This window comes from Corynebacterium guaraldiae, from assembly GCF_053480195.1.
This window is the reverse complement of the sequence record NZ_JBRBAU010000007.1, coordinates 76,236-90,172: the sequence shown is the minus strand read 5'-3', so window position 1 is coordinate 90,172 and position 13,937 is coordinate 76,236. Positions and strand designations below refer to the sequence as shown.

The following is a 13,937-nucleotide window of genomic DNA, read 5'->3' as shown; positions in this document are numbered from 1 at the left end:
GAGGATACCGGCACCCCAGGCGCGGTTCATAGCCTAAACCGCATGAGAAGAACACAGACTTTGTACGAACTGCTCACCGCCGCTGGGCTGGTGTACGTCGCTTATGATTTCTCCCACGGCGCTTTCGTGCCCACAAGTGCGCTCGCCGCGGTGGCCTACGCCGCTGTTGCACTAGGCCTCACGCTGCTGATTTTGCGCAAGCACCCCGGCATTGCGCACGGGGTGGTGTGGGGTATTGCGGTCTCCACTGTCGCCGGCCAGCTCAACGAGCACATGAACCACCTCCTCATCCGTACGGTCCCGGACTGGCTGGTCATCGCTGGAATCGCCCCGCTTAACGAGGAAGTCCTTAAATTCCTCGGCGTCGTCTTCATCTGCACCTGCGTCATCCGGCCCCGCCACTGGGCGGACTACGTCTTCGTCGGTGTGGCCGTGGGCATGGGCTTTAGCGTGACCGAGAACGCCATCTACTACGCCAACATGACACTGGAGAACCTCGATTCTGATCTCAAGGGAACGCTTCTGGGGCTCCTTGCCCGATTCATCGCGAACCCGCTCATGCATTCCTTCTTCACCTCAATCGCGGCTTACGGGCTCTCCCGCCGGCAACCGGTGCGCTGGTTGCTCATCGCCATGGCGGTGCACTTCACGGCTAATTTCGGCCCGTCTATCTCTACCGCGTTTGACGACGCCCTATGGCCCATCTTCCCCACCTTCCTCATCCTCATCGGCCTGTGGGTGGCCATGATTGTCAGCATTGTCAAACTCCGCAAAATCCTCCCTGCGGAGGATACCGGCGCAAAACCGCAGCTCTTAGGGTCGAAAGCATGAGAAACACACTGATTTATTCCTGCATCGGCGTCCTCGCCGCAGTACCGCTTGCCGACGCCCTCCTCCCCGACCCCACTCCCGACACCACCCCCGTGCGCGGCATCCCGGGACTGGAGTGCCCGGAGGATCCGTACGCCTCCTCGCAGACCTGGAACTGCGGGAGCGCGACCATCATTTCTGAGGAAGGCAGCTCCTCCCGCGAGGTCGAGACGTACCTGCCGCGCCAGCACCGCTCCTTCAACGGGACCAGCGCGCTGACCGACGCCCCCATCACCACCCAGGCTGCCGAGCTCTACCGCGTCGAGGACGGCGACGGCATCACGCTGTCTCAGCGGCACAACAACACCATCTCCTTCCTCCACATCTACGGACCAAAGGCACGTGACTTCGCCGACCGTGTGCAGCCGGAGGACGCATGAAGTACCTGTACTACCTGCTGACCCTCAGCGCGCTGGCCGTCACCGCCTTCCACTACGCGAGCGAGCCCTTCCTGCCCGCAAGTGCTCTGGCCGCCGTGGTCTTCGCCGCCGTACTCGTCCCCCTCACGCTGTTCTTCCTGCGCCGCCGGCCGGGAATTGCGCACGGCGTGGTGTGGGGGTTCGCGGTTTCCGGGCTCGCGGTGGAACTCAACACGAACATGACCCACCTCCTCACCCGCGCGGGCCTGGACTGGCTGGGCGCTGCGGGGTATGCGCCGCTCATCGAGGAGGTGCTGAAGTTCCTCGGCGTGCTGCTTATCTGTACCTTCGTCATCCGGCCCCGCAGTTGGCTCGACTACGTCTTCGTGGGCGTGGCCGTGGGCATCGGCTTTACTGTGGGTGAGGACGCCACCGCCTTCGCGCGCATGACAGTGGATAACCTCGATTCGGATACCGCTGGCGCAATCGGGGCGGTGGTCATCCGCTTGGGGTCCAACCCGCTCTCCCACTCGCTGTTCGCTGGGCTTAGCGCCTATGGCCTATCCCAGAAGCAGCCGGTGCGCTGGCTCATTATCGCCATCGCGGTGCACGCCACGAAGAATCTCTTCCCGTCGTTAAGCACTGCGCTCGACGACGCCATCTGGCCCCTCCTCGCCGGCATGGTCATCGTGCTCGCCGAATGGGTAGCCACCATCTGGGGCACTATTGCGCTGCGGAAGAAGGCGGCTGCGCATCCGCCCCTGTCCCCTGCACCGGCGCACGCATAGCCTTCGTGGCCGGCGAGGGGTGGGCGTCCTCGGCGGCGAGGCGCTCAAAGGCCACTGCCGCCAGGGCTGCGGCTTGGTCTCCCAGAACGGAATCATCGAAACGCACCTGCGGTGAATGGTTCCACTCGCGCATGTGCTCCGGGGTGTGCGGATCCCCCGTGCCGAACCACATGAACGTGCCCGGCACCTGGGCGAGCACCGCGCCGAAGTCCTCTGAAGCCATCATCGGGGTATCCATGGTCAGCACGTTTTCCGCGCCGAACATACCCGCCCACAACGACGCCGCGAACTGGTCCTCGCGCGGTGAGGTCTTGGTGGCCGAGTACAGGACCTCGAAGTCCACCTTCGCGGTACAACGATGGGAAGCCGCCACGGAGCTCGAGACCTCGATGATCATTTGGCGGACTGCGTCGATGTGTTCGTCGCGAAGCACGCGCACCGTCGCGCCCAGCTCCGCCTTGTCCGGGATGACGTTGACCGCGCCGTCGCCCGCGCGCAGGTTGGTCACCGTGATGACAATCGGCGAGTTCGCATCGAAGCGCCGGGTCAGCGCCACTTGCAGTGCCATCTGGATCTCCGCGAGGGCCGCAACGGGATCGATAGCATCGTGCGGGCGCGAGCCATGCCCACCCTTGCCGTAGACGGTGATCCCCAGATTGGACGACGAGGCCATCATTGGGCCCGCGATGTGGTGGAAGGTGCCCTTATCCTGCGGGCCGACGTGCAGACCGTAGGCGGCAATGGGGCGGCGGCCGGCGGCGTCGAGCACGCCCTCATCGATCATCGGCTGCGCACCGCCTGGGCCTTCCTCGCCCGGCTGGAACATGAAGATGACATCGCCCAACAGCTCCTCGCGGTGGCGGCACAGCATCTTCACCGCGCCAATCAGTCCGGCCGTGTGCAGGTCGTGGCCACAGGCATGCATGTTGCTATTCGTCGAGGCAAACGGGCTGCCCGTTTGCTCGCGCACCGGAAGTGCGTCCATGTCCGCGCGCAGCAGCACCGACACGGGGCGCTCGCCGCGCTTGCCGCCGCGCAGCACAGCGACGACCGAGCTGAGGTCACGGCCCAGATGAATCTCCAGCGGTAGGCCTTTAAGAGCTTCGAGCACCTTCTCCTGAGTGCGCGGCAGATGCAGCCCCACCTCCGGGTTCTGGTGCATATCGCGGCGGAAGGCCTGCAACTCCGGAAGCAGCTCCCGGCCTTCCTCCACGAACACGTGGCTAGCCAACCGCTCCCCGAGCTTGGCCGAGACCATCGGAAGCGGTGGCAATTGCTGACGGTGGCGCGGGGCCATCTTCATGGTGTCATCCTTTCCGAGCATGTGCGCCGAGCATACCGGAAACTGCTGTGCTGTCAGGTCGGTTTGGGCTCAAGCTGATGGGCTACCCATGCCCGCTATCCCCGATAGCGAGCCTCCTGCGAGGCTGTGCGAAAAGGCTTCAGGAGGCTCTCGTTTCGACCGGCTTTACCGAGAGGAGAAAGGGTGGGCAGCGGCGTATGGCGAGTTCAATCGGTATGCGAACCAGCCAACCCAACCTAGGGGCTTTTCTCGTACCAGCCCCATTACCCCTCCAACCAGGTAGTTTCTTCTTCCGGTTGCGGGGCCCACAGTGCTGTTTTAGTCTCTGTGCTCATGGGGGATATCGAAACCTACATCCACCTCCGCAACTCGGGGATTGCGCTGGTGGAACATATACCTGGCACACCCGATGGGCTCCGCGCGCTCGGCGCCGACCCAACCGATGCTGCCGAACTAGCACGCCTTAACCAGGTGTACTTCGGGCCCACCCGCTTTAGCGGCAAACAACGCAAAGCCCGTACCGCAGCCCTTCAACAACGCCACAGCCTAGGCACCCTCACACTCATCGAGTCCTACACCGCAAAAGTCAAGAAAACCCTCGACGCCTGGAACCTGCGAATCAAACTCGCAGGAACACCCGCACACCGCATCCCCACCGTCGCCGCCACACGCCTGAAAGAACTACGCTCTAAACGCATAGCCAAACCAGGCGTGCGCATCACCTACCGTGCACAAGGCCCCAACACGCTCTCCATAACCGACGATGCCACCACCATCGCCAACATGCGCGGCGTACTCGAATCCACCAACACCGACCTGCTTCAAGCCGCCAACGACATCTTCTTCAACAAAGAAACAGGCGGTTCTAAACCGGCGGTGCGCACCCAAGTCATCGTCACTCTTAATGAACTAGACCAGATTATTAACGGTGACGGGGACGAAATAGAGCTCAACCTGACTAACGGCGGGCGGATGACCGGGGCAGAATTCCTAACCCACAAGTTTGCCGAAATAGGCTATGCCACCATCGTGCACCCTCTTGAAGGACCCATCGACACCTGGCGGCTAGAGCGTGGAGCAAACTTCAAACAACGTCTTACCCTGCACGCTGAATTCCACACCTGTTCAAGACCAGGCTGCAATAAGCCGGCAGACTACTGCCAAGTCCATCATTTGGTGCCCTGGCAGGCAGGCGGCTACACCAACATTAAAAACCTGACGTTCTTGTGCGCCTACCACAACGGAATAAATGATGATGACCCACAAAGACCTACCGGACGCGGCTACATGTACCGGCTTAACACCGGAGTGACCTTCATCCCACCCTGGGGCACACCAATCACCGCAATGCCCGAATACCAAGAAGCACTAGCCAGACTCACCGCCGAACAAGCAGGACAACCACCAGAGGAACCACCCGACAGCAGCTAACATCCACCAAACACAGCAACGGCAGGAAGGAAACAGCTAACTACCAATGACAACACTGCCACCCGCGGACCACATCAAGGCACGCGGGCACATCGGTGATCCTTAAGTCAGCGCACTCGTCGGCCTAGGACAGGTTGAGACGAAAACCGGTGATCCCTGCCTGAACTTCCCCGGAATAGTGGTGCACTGGTTCTAATTCAATACCGTACACATAAAAGACTTGTTATCGTACTAGTAGCTACAGTGACCGAAGTTTTCACGCATGAAAGGACTACTCGTGACTAACCAAGTAAGCGTGTGGAAGATTGCCACCTCAATCGCAGTCGCGGGCAGCATCCTCCTGCTTATTTTTTACGTGGGCCTAAGCCGCTATTACAACTCACAAGAGCTCGCCATGCTTGTGGACGGCGCCACCGCCAACGGCCAGGACTACTCGGTGACAATCCACAATCAGCTCACCGGCAGCTACTCCTTTAGCGCCCAGTAGGCAGGCCGAAAGCGCCATATCAAAACGGGTGCTTTCAGCCTCCAACAGCACAAGTTCGCCCTGATCAGCACCAATAGCTCCAGACAGTGATGGTGGCCCGACCGGTACCGGTGGTACTCGATGCGTTAGTCGGCGTCAGTGGACAGCGCCGCCACGAAGGCCTCCTGCGGTACCGACACAGAACCGATGGACTTCATGCGCTTCTTACCGGCCTTCTGCTTCTCCAGCAGCTTGCGCTTACGCGAAATATCGCCGCCGTAGCACTTGGCCAGCACGTCCTTGCGCATGGCGCGGATGTTTTCACGCGCGATAATCTTTGAACCAATCGCCGCCTGGACCGGCACCTCAAACTGCTGGCGCGGGATGATCTCCTTGAGCTTCTTCGTCATCTTATTGCCGTACCACTGCGCGGAATCACGGTGCACGATAGCGGAGAAGGCATCCACCGGATCGCCGTTGAGCAGGATATCTACCTTCACCAAGTCCGCCAGCTGCTCGCCAGCTTCCTCGTAGTTGAGGGAAGCGTAGCCCTTGGTGCGGGACTTCAGCATGTCGAAGAAGTCGAAGATGATTTCACCCAGCGGCATGGTGTAGCGCAGCTCCACGCGGTCCTCGGACAGGTAGTCCATGCCACCCATCTGGCCGCGCTTGGACTGGCACAGCTCCATCGTCGGGCCCACAAACTCCTCCGGCACGATGATAGTCATCTTCACAATCGGCTCGTGGACCTCGCGCAGCTTGCCCGCCGGCCAGTCGGACGGGTTGTGCACATACGATTCCTCGCCGTCCTCGGCCACCACGCGGTAGGTCACCGACGGGGCGGTGGAAATCAGGTCCAATCCAAACTCGCGCTCCAAACGGTCACGCGTGATTTCCATGTGCAGCAGGCCCAAGAATCCACAGCGGAAGCCGAAGCCCAGGGCCACGGAGGTCTCGGGCTCGAAGGTGAGGGAGGCGTCGTTAAGCTGCAGCTTCTCCAGTGCATCGCGCAAGTCCGGGAAGTCTGCCTGGGAGATCGGGAACAAACCCGAGTACACCATGGGGTTCGGGTCGGCGTAGCCCTTGAGCGGCTCGCTCGCGCCATTCGACGCCCACGTAATCGTGTCACCCACCTTGGTCTCACGCACGTTCTTTACGCCGGTAATGAGGTAGCCCACCTCGCCCGGGCCTAGGCCCTCGCACTTCTGCATGGTCGGTGAAACAATGCCCACCTCCAGAAGCTCGTGGTTGGCGCCCGTGGACATCATGGTGACCTTCTGGCGCGGGGTGAGCTTGCCGTCCATCATGCGGATGTAGGTCACCACGCCGCGGTAGGTGTCGTAGACCGAGTCGAAGACCATGGCACGGGCCGGGGCATCGGGCCCGAACTCGGAGGTGGGCGCCGGGACAAGCTCCGCAACCTTGTCCAGCAACTCCGCCACGCCCTCGCCGGTCTTACCGGAGACGCGCAGCACCTCTTCCGGCTCGCAGCCGATGATGTGGGCGATCTCCAGGGAGTACTTCTCCGGGTCGGCCGCTGGCAGGTCAATCTTGTTAAGGACCGGGATGATCTCCAGGTCATTCTCCATGGCCAGGTAAAGGTTGGCCAGGGTTTGGGCCTCGATGCCTTGGGCGGCGTCGACAAGCAGGATGGCGCCCTCACACGCCTCCAGCGCGCGGGAGACCTCGTAAGTGAAGTCCACGTGGCCGGGAGTATCGATCATCTGCATGACGATCTCCTCCCCCTTCAGGGGACCGGACTGGGGAATCCAGGGCAGGCGCACGTTCTGGGCCTTAATGGTGATGCCGCGCTCGCGCTCGATATCCATGTTGTCGAGGTATTGGTCGCGCATGTCGCGCTCCTCCACCACCTGCGACAACTGCAGGATGCGATCAGCCAGCGTCGACTTGCCGTGGTCGATGTGGGCGATAATGCAAAAGTTTCGGATCTTGGACGGATCCGTAAACGTAGTAGCCGCGAAGTTTGTAGACATGCGTTTAGAATAGACGACATGTCTAGGTTGGCCCGCATTCTCGGCATCGGAGGCCCCGAGCCTGTCGACGCCGGCCTCGAGCGCATCACCGAACGCTTGGGGTTGAACCAAAACGATTCCGTGACGGAACCCCGCAAGGCCGCCGATATCCGCGTCGAGGCCGCTTCCGCCCACCCGCGCAGCGTCTTCTTCACCCCCGACATGGACGGGCAGGCTGACTCCGGGGAGGTCGTGTGGGTGTGGGCGCCTTCCGATGGCAAGCAATCCCCGCCGCGTGAGCGCGCAGTGCTGATTGTCTCCCGCACGCGCACCACGGTGCTGGGCCTGCTCATCTCCTCCAACCCGGGTCACGCGAACAAAGAAGAGTGGCTCGATATCGGCACCGGCGAGTGGGATGAAACCGGCCGGCAATGCTGGGTGCGGATGGATCGAGTGCTGGAGATTTCGGAAGAACAGTGCCGCCGGCAGGGCACGCTCTTCCCGGAGCGGCGCTTCGAGCGCATTGCCAACCGCCTGCGCTCCCGCTATCACTGGGCGTGATTTGGGGATTTAGCCTGCGCCCTGATAAATTTTTTGGGATGCCGGGGCACGCTGGCGGTCAGGACCTTGGGTCCGCCTTCCTCGGTAAAGCATTCCTACGACGATAAGAGGTAGAACGATGGCAAACATCAAGTCCAAGCAGAAGCGCATCCTGACCAACGAGAAGTCTCGTCAGCGCAACAAGTCCGTACGCTCCGCCGTGCGTACCGAGATCCGCAAGTTCCGCGAGGCCGTCGCCGCTGGCGACAAGGCTGCCGCTGAGAAGCAGCTGCGCGTTGCTTCCCGCGCACTGGACAAGTCCGTGTCTAAGGGCGTCTTCCACCGCAACACCGCGGCTAACAAGAAGTCCGGCATGGCCACCGCCTTCAACAAGATGTCCTAAATGAAACCGCTCCTGAAGTGGGTAGGGGGAAAGCGTCAGCTACTACCCGTTATCCACTCCATGCTGCCCGAGAGCTTCGACGCTTATGTCGAGCCTTTCTTGGGCGGCGGAGCGGTTCTTTTTTCTTTGGCGCCCGAACGCGCCCGGGTCAATGACCTGAACACTGAGCTCATCACCGTCTACGAGGTGGTCCGCGATGATGTGGACGAGCTCATCGCCCTGTTGAAGGGCTATCCGAATGATTCGGATTTCTTCTACGAGATGCGCGCCCGCGACCGCGAGCCGGGCTTTGCGCACTTGAGCCCCGTGGAGCGGGCTGCCCGCACGATTTATCTCAATAAGACCTGTTATAACGGGCTTTATCGGGTGAATAACTCGGGCCAGTTCAACGCCCCGTTTGGCCGCTACGCCAACCCGAAGATCTGTGATGAGCCCAATCTGCGCGCTGTATCGGAGTACCTGTCCTCCCACGACGTGACGTTTTTTAACGGCGATTATGCCGCGGTGGAGGCCAACGAGGGGGATTTCGTTTACTTCGATCCGCCCTATGATCCGGTCAACCCCACCAGCAATTTCACCGGCTACCAGTCGGGGGGCTTCGGCCGTGCGGACCAGATTCGGCTGAAGGAAACCTGCGACGACCTCAACGCCCGCGGGGTGAAGTTCCTGCTGTCGAATTCGGCGACGGACTTCATCAAGGAGCTGTACGCGGACTATCGCATCGAGATCGTGGGGGCTACGCGCGCGGTGAATTCCGTGGCGTCGAAGCGCGGCAAGGTCGATGAGGTGCTCGTGCGCAATTATGCTTAACGACGCCGCCTGGGACCGTGTCTACCCCCACCTCGCCGCCGACATCGCGGCCCAGGGCTATGTGGTGTTGCCCGCCGCGAAGCTCAAGGAGCTTTCCGGGCGCGAGCCGCGGTTGATGGCCAAGCACGATTTTTCCGCCGCGCGCCCCGAGGTGCTTCGCCAGCACGGGTTGTCCATGCTGCCGATTCGCCGCGATGCCTACCTGATTGGCCGCTTTGACCTGTACCAGCCTTTCCCGGAGGAGGCCGGGCCGCTGAAGTCGATGCCGGTTCCGGGGCACATCCAATCCATTGACTTCGAGAACCTGACCTCGGAGGCCGCAGCGTTGACCGCAGCGCACTTAAGCGGCATGCTTGATGATTTCCTGGGCGGTGAGTTGGTGCCGACGGTCAGCGGGCGCATGTCGACGCTCACGCTGCCCATGCGGGTCGGCGGACGCGATATCGAGGTGGACCGCGCCCAGATGGAGATCGACGCCGGCTTCGAATCCGCCGAGCACCTCGTGCTCGTGGAGGCGAAGAACCACATCTCCCCCGACTTCAACATCCGTCAGCTCTACTTCCCTTTCCGCCGCTTCTCGCGGGCACTGGATAAAGAAGTGGTGCCGGTGTACCTGGTCTATTCCAATGGCATCTTTCACTTCTACCGCTATGTGTTTAGGCAGCCGGAGGACTTCCGCAGCATCGAGCTGGTGAGCGCGGCGCGCTACGTTTTGGGCGAGTCCGGTGTGACTGATGCGGCGGTGCGCGAGGTTCTGGAGCACACGAAGGTCGAGGGCACGCGCGTTCCCTTCCCCCAGGCGGATTCCTTTGCCCGCGTCATCAGCTTGCTGGAGAACCCCGTGCCGAAGGCGGAGATGCCCGAGGCCTTCGGCTTTACCCCGCGCCAGGCTGATTACTACACCAACGCCGCCCGCTACTTAGGTTTGACCAAGCTCAGCGGCACGCGCGACGAGCGCAACCTCGCCCTCGTTGAGGCGCTGGCCTCGCGGCCGGTGTTCCGGGAGATGGTGCGGTTTGTCGTCGATAAGCACTGCGCGCTGAGCAAGGCCGAGGCGGCCGGGTTCATGCGCGCGGCCAACCTTGGCCTGAGTGAGACGACCCTACGCCGCCGCTCCGCCACGGTCGCGGCGTGGTCCCAGTGGCTCAAAGAACTACTCGATCAGTCCTAGGCGGCCTGGATACCGGCCCACACCAACGCACAGCCGGCCACCACGAAGAAGGCACCGGAACCGATGTCGATCCACGGGCCGGCGGCCAACAGGCGGCGGCGGATCGCGCGGGTCGAGATGACCGCCGAGAGGACAACGAAGAGCAGGTAGCTCGACAGGGACAGGCTCAACACCAAAGCCACCGATACCCACACCGGCGGGTGCGGCGGCAGCAACGGGGCGATCATAGCGGCGAGGAAGAGCACGATCTTGGGGTTGGATAGGTTGGTGGCCAACCCCGTGCGGAAGACCTTGCCCACCGAGCCCAAGCGGGCGGCGGCCTCCTCCTCATCCACCGGCGGCTGCTTGCGCAGCTCTAGCCCGGAGCGAATGGACAGCACGCCCATGAAGACGAGGAAGCAACCGCCAATCACCTGAATCAGGGAGAGAACTCCCGGGAAGGCGGTCAGCAGGGCGGCCGCGCCAAACACGGTCAGCGTACACCAGAACAGCACGCCGACTTGGATGCCCGTCGCCGCCGCGATGGCGTGGCGGCGCGAGCGCGTGGCATAGCGCGTCACCAGCACGATGTCGGGGCCGGGTGCTGCCGCGCCGACGAGGTTCATGAGGAGGATGGCCGCAAACGCGGACCAGCTCATGACAGGCGCTCGAGAAGGTCCTCACGTCCGAACATGCGAGCCGAGTCGAGGGCATTTGGCTGGCCGGCAGTGGGGTCGGCGCCGGCGTCGAGAAGGGCGTCGATCACCGTGTCTTCCTTCTTGAAAATAGCCCCGGCCAACGGCGACTGGCCGCGATCGTTGAGGAGGTTGACGTCGGCACCCGCCGCGGCGAGCTGGCGCACCAGCTCCGCATGGCCGTGGTAGGCGGCGAGCATGATGAAGGACTGCCCGTCCTGGTTCACCATGTCCACGTTGACGCCCTGCTTGATGTACTCGAGCAGCGTCGCATCGCCGTTGCGGGCAAAATCAAAAAGCTTGGTGGCAAAGTTCTGGATGTCATCCATGGAGGGTTAGTCTAGCGCGCCAGCTCCGCCACCCGCTTAACTGCCGCCTCGATGGCGAAGTCCTCGTCCCCGCCCTGGCCCTTGACTGCGGCATCCAGCTCCGACATGAGGATGACGGCCTTGGTGATATTCTCCCCCGACCAGCGCCGCGCCACCGGCTGGGTGAGCTTGATGGCATAGGGCGCCATGCCGGTTTGGGAGGCCAGGGAATACTGGTCCCCGCGCGCGGTATAGAGGCGTGCGATGTTGCCCACCTTGTTCGCCAGCGCCGAGGCGATGGCCACGGGGCTCGCCCCCAGCTGCAGCGCGCGGCGGCACGTGGAGACCGCCGCCTCCACGCGGCCGGCCACAGCGGCATCCGCGATATCCCAGTTGGCCACCTCAGCCACGCCCACGTAGTACGCGTGCACCGCCTCGCGGGTCACCTTGCCGCCTGTGTCGAAGACGAGCTGCGAGATGGCGGAGGCGAGCTCGCGGAGGTCGGAGCCGACGCCGTCGAGAAGCGCCTGCACCACATCTGGTGTAGGCCGCACCCCGTGCGAGGCGAACTCACGCGTAGCCCACTGCGCGAGCTCATTCGGATAGAGGGAGAAGACCTCATGCACCTCGGCCGTCTTGCGCAGCGCCGCGATGAGCTCCGGCGGCTTCTTCTTTTTCTTCAGCGTCTTCGCCGTCACCGAGTACATCAAAATGAGCGTGATACCGGGCATGGGATTAGCGCAGGCGTCGAGGAGGATCTTCGTAACCTCCTTACCGGCCCTCTCCACGTCGCTGATGACGATGACGCGGTCCTCCCCAAACAGGGAGGGGCTGGTGGCTTCCAGGATTTCGCCCTCGCTGACCTCGGAGGCCTTGAGCTTGGTTACCTCGCCCTGTTGGATGGACAGGCGGGCGCGCTCGGCCAGGAATTCATCATCGCCGAGGATGAGGTGCACGGGGGCAGAAGACATGCCTGTCATCTTAGCAACGCCGCAATGACCCACCCGCCAAGCAGGAGCATCGCGACGGGCCCCGCCGCCACGGTGGTCATGGGCATCGAGGAGGCGACGAAGTGGATCCAATCCGCCAGCGGTTCGATGAGGATCACCAGGGGCCTGCCCCACCCCACCTGTGCCAAGACGGCAGCGATGAGCCCCACGACGGTGATGATGGGCACGACCGGGGCCACCAGCACGTTGGCGATGACTGACACCACCGAGACCCGGCCGGACATGAGCGCGATGAGCGGCATGGTCACGATGTCCGCGGCGATGGCAACCGCAAAGGCCCGGGCCACGATGCCCGTGCCCAGCACCCGCAATAGCAGCGGGCTGAGCACTACGATGCCGGCGGTCGCCGCGACGGAGAGCGCGAAGCCGAAGCTGACCGCTAGGTCGCTGTCCGCCGCGAGCAGAAAGAGCACGCCAAGAGCCAGGGCATGGAGCGGTTCTATCTTCGAGGAGCTGAGCACCGCCGCCAGTCCCGCCAGCCCGGCGACGGTGGCGCGCTGGACGGAGGGCTCCCACCCCACCAGTGCCACGAACAACGCCAACGCGCTTGCCGACGCCCCCACCCTCACCCTTTGCCCCGGCACCACCAACGCGGCCGCGGTGCACACGATGGCAACGTTGGAGCCGGACACAGCACTCAAATGCGATAGACCCGTGTCGATGTAGAGCTGCTTATCCTCGGGGCTTTGCAGGCTGGTATCGCCCAAGACCATGCCGGGGATGAGGCCGTTGTCACACACGGCACGGAAGTTTTCCGCGATCGTCGCCGTCCAGCTGTGGGCGTGCGCGGTGAGCTCACCACTAAAGACGGTTGTGCCCACCCCTACCTGATCCGAGGGGCCGGGGTGACCGTGCACCGTCACCAGCGAGCCGCCGAAGGCCTCCGGTTCCTCCTTGAGGAAGACGGGCAGCTGCGCCGGGTAGCCCGGCACGCGCAGGCGCACCATCCACCCGGATGCCGTCTGAACCGGGTCGGCTGCAAGCTTTCCCGTCACCTCCGAGCCGAAGTGGAACGCCGCGGCGCGCACCGAGCGCACATAAGCCAGGGTGGCGAAGATGACTCCGCTCGCCGCACATAGGATGCCCTGCCCGCGCCACTGACCGCGCGCTAGCGCGAAACACACCAGCCCGCCCAACAACCACGGATGCCCGAAAAGCACGGCGAGCGTGGCCAGCCACGCCACCACCGCGGCGGGCACGAGCCGCAGTTCTCTCACGGCCGGACCTTGTCCTTCAGCTTGGCGAACTTCGCCGGCCCAATGCCGGAGACGTCCATGAGCTGCTCCACGGTGGTGAAGCTGCCGATCTCCTCGCGGTGCGCGATGATCGCCGCCGCCGTGGCCGGGCCAATACCCGGAAGCTCCGTCAGCTCCTCCTCGCTGGCGGAGTTGAGGGAGATAGTGTCTTCGGCCGCAGCGCCTGGGGCAGCGGGTGGAGCGCCGACGGTGATCTGCTCGCCGTCGTTAAGCTTCTGCGCCAGGTTGAGGTTATCGGTGGGCACGCGCGGGCGCGCCACCTCGAGGGCGTCGTTAATGCGCGCGCCCGGCGCCAAGGTCACCAGCCCGGGCTGCTCTACCTCACCCACGACCGCAACCACGATATCCGCCGCTGCCTCGCTGCTCGGCGCGGCAACCTCATAGGGGTTCTCCGCACTGCGGCTCGCCCCCAGCCAGGCCAGAAGTGCAACGCCAGCCACGCCCACAACAGCCAGCGCCAACCAGGGCGGGACGCGCACGCGCGGAAAGTCGACGTTGAGCAGTTCTTCTTCCCCGGTCGGGCGGGTGAGGTCGCGGAGGCGATCAGCAATGGCGTTCATGCCCGCGACGCTACG

Annotated in this window: 16 protein-coding genes; 9 read left to right on the top strand and 7 right to left on the bottom strand. The window is 63.2% G+C overall.

What is annotated here, in order from left to right; translation table 11 throughout:
- Positions 1-42: 42 nt before the first annotated feature.
- Genes ACUY3D_RS07125 through ACUY3D_RS07115 form a run of 3 tightly spaced genes read left to right on the top strand, consistent with a single transcriptional unit; the run spans position 43 to position 2,017 of the window.
- Positions 43-831 (top strand): PrsW family glutamic-type intramembrane protease, encoded by a 789-nt coding sequence (locus tag ACUY3D_RS07125; RefSeq protein WP_083304527.1) that lies wholly within the window; start codon positions 43-45, stop codon positions 829-831.
- Positions 828-1,250 (top strand): hypothetical protein, encoded by a 423-nt coding sequence (locus ACUY3D_RS07120; RefSeq protein ID WP_070624505.1) that lies wholly within the window; start codon positions 828-830, stop codon positions 1,248-1,250. Before ACUY3D_RS07125 ends, ACUY3D_RS07120 begins: the two co-directional genes overlap by 4 nt.
- The gene (locus ACUY3D_RS07115; protein WP_448240708.1) at positions 1,247-2,017 is read left to right on the top strand and encodes a PrsW family glutamic-type intramembrane protease; all 771 of its coding nucleotides are present in this window, start codon (positions 1,247-1,249) and stop codon (positions 2,015-2,017) included. The genes ACUY3D_RS07120 and ACUY3D_RS07115 overlap by 4 nt, the downstream gene beginning before the upstream one ends.
- Here ACUY3D_RS07115 and ACUY3D_RS07110 read toward each other — a convergent pair.
- Positions 1,953-3,320 (bottom strand): M20 metallopeptidase family protein, encoded by a 1,368-nt coding sequence (locus ACUY3D_RS07110; protein WP_070519537.1) that lies wholly within the window; start codon positions 3,318-3,320, stop codon positions 1,953-1,955. The genes ACUY3D_RS07115 and ACUY3D_RS07110 overlap by 65 nt on opposite strands.
- A gap of 333 nt (positions 3,321-3,653) precedes the next feature.
- Between ACUY3D_RS07110 and ACUY3D_RS07105 the strand changes: the two genes are divergently transcribed.
- Positions 3,654-4,751 carry an HNH endonuclease signature motif containing protein gene (locus ACUY3D_RS07105; RefSeq protein ID WP_448240707.1) on the top strand — a complete coding sequence of 366 codons (1,098 nt, stop codon included), beginning with the start codon at positions 3,654-3,656 and terminating at the stop codon, positions 4,749-4,751.
- Between the two features lie 277 nt (positions 4,752-5,028).
- On the top strand, positions 5,029-5,238 hold the full coding sequence (locus tag ACUY3D_RS07100; protein ID WP_448240706.1) for a hypothetical protein: 210 nt from the start codon (positions 5,029-5,031) through the stop codon (positions 5,236-5,238).
- Between the two features lie 125 nt (positions 5,239-5,363).
- Here ACUY3D_RS07100 and lepA read toward each other — a convergent pair whose 3' ends face one another.
- Positions 5,364-7,211, bottom strand: a complete 1,848-nt coding sequence (gene lepA / locus ACUY3D_RS07095) for a translation elongation factor 4 (RefSeq protein WP_070519533.1) — start codon at positions 7,209-7,211, stop codon at positions 5,364-5,366.
- 18 nt (positions 7,212-7,229) lie between these two features.
- Between lepA and ACUY3D_RS07090 the strand changes: the two genes are divergently transcribed.
- The 4 genes from ACUY3D_RS07090 (at position 7,230) to ACUY3D_RS07075 (ending at position 10,114) form a co-directional block, all read left to right on the top strand.
- Positions 7,230-7,751 (top strand): type II toxin-antitoxin system PemK/MazF family toxin, encoded by a 522-nt coding sequence (locus ACUY3D_RS07090; RefSeq protein WP_070519531.1) that lies wholly within the window; start codon positions 7,230-7,232, stop codon positions 7,749-7,751.
- 118 nt (positions 7,752-7,869) lie between these two features.
- Positions 7,870-8,133, top strand: coding sequence for a 30S ribosomal protein S20 (rpsT, locus tag ACUY3D_RS07085; RefSeq protein ID WP_070564689.1), 264 nt, complete (start codon positions 7,870-7,872; stop codon positions 8,131-8,133).
- Entirely contained in the window at positions 8,134-8,943 is an 810-nt protein-coding gene (locus tag ACUY3D_RS07080) for a DNA adenine methylase (RefSeq protein ID WP_448240704.1), read from the top strand.
- The gene (locus ACUY3D_RS07075) at positions 8,936-10,114 is read left to right on the top strand and encodes a type II restriction enzyme (protein ID WP_448240702.1); all 1,179 of its coding nucleotides are present in this window, start codon (positions 8,936-8,938) and stop codon (positions 10,112-10,114) included. The genes ACUY3D_RS07080 and ACUY3D_RS07075 overlap by 8 nt, the downstream gene beginning before the upstream one ends.
- Here the strand turns inward: ACUY3D_RS07075 and ACUY3D_RS07070 are convergent.
- From ACUY3D_RS07070 to ACUY3D_RS07050, 5 genes are read right to left on the bottom strand one after another with little or no spacing between them, the layout of a single operon-like run.
- Positions 10,111-10,752 carry a LysE family translocator gene (locus tag ACUY3D_RS07070; protein WP_448240700.1) on the bottom strand — a complete coding sequence of 214 codons (642 nt, stop codon included), beginning with the start codon at positions 10,750-10,752 and terminating at the stop codon, positions 10,111-10,113. The two genes, ACUY3D_RS07075 and ACUY3D_RS07070, sit on opposite strands and share 4 nt — an antisense overlap.
- On the bottom strand, positions 10,749-11,117 hold the full coding sequence (locus ACUY3D_RS07065) for an ankyrin repeat domain-containing protein (protein ID WP_154762218.1): 369 nt from the start codon (positions 11,115-11,117) through the stop codon (positions 10,749-10,751). The genes ACUY3D_RS07070 and ACUY3D_RS07065 overlap by 4 nt, the downstream gene beginning before the upstream one ends.
- Before the next feature lie 11 nt (positions 11,118-11,128).
- Entirely contained in the window at positions 11,129-12,076 is a 948-nt protein-coding gene (gene holA / locus ACUY3D_RS07060; RefSeq protein WP_070519517.1) for a DNA polymerase III subunit delta, read from the bottom strand.
- Positions 12,073-13,323, bottom strand: a complete 1,251-nt coding sequence (locus ACUY3D_RS07055) for a ComEC/Rec2 family competence protein (RefSeq protein ID WP_448240699.1) — start codon at positions 13,321-13,323, stop codon at positions 12,073-12,075. The genes holA and ACUY3D_RS07055 overlap by 4 nt, the downstream gene beginning before the upstream one ends.
- Complete coding sequence (locus tag ACUY3D_RS07050; protein ID WP_070519513.1) at positions 13,320-13,922, bottom strand: ComEA family DNA-binding protein; 603 nt, start codon at positions 13,920-13,922, stop codon at positions 13,320-13,322. Before ACUY3D_RS07050 ends, ACUY3D_RS07055 begins: the two co-directional genes overlap by 4 nt.
- Positions 13,923-13,937: the final 15 nt, after the last annotated feature.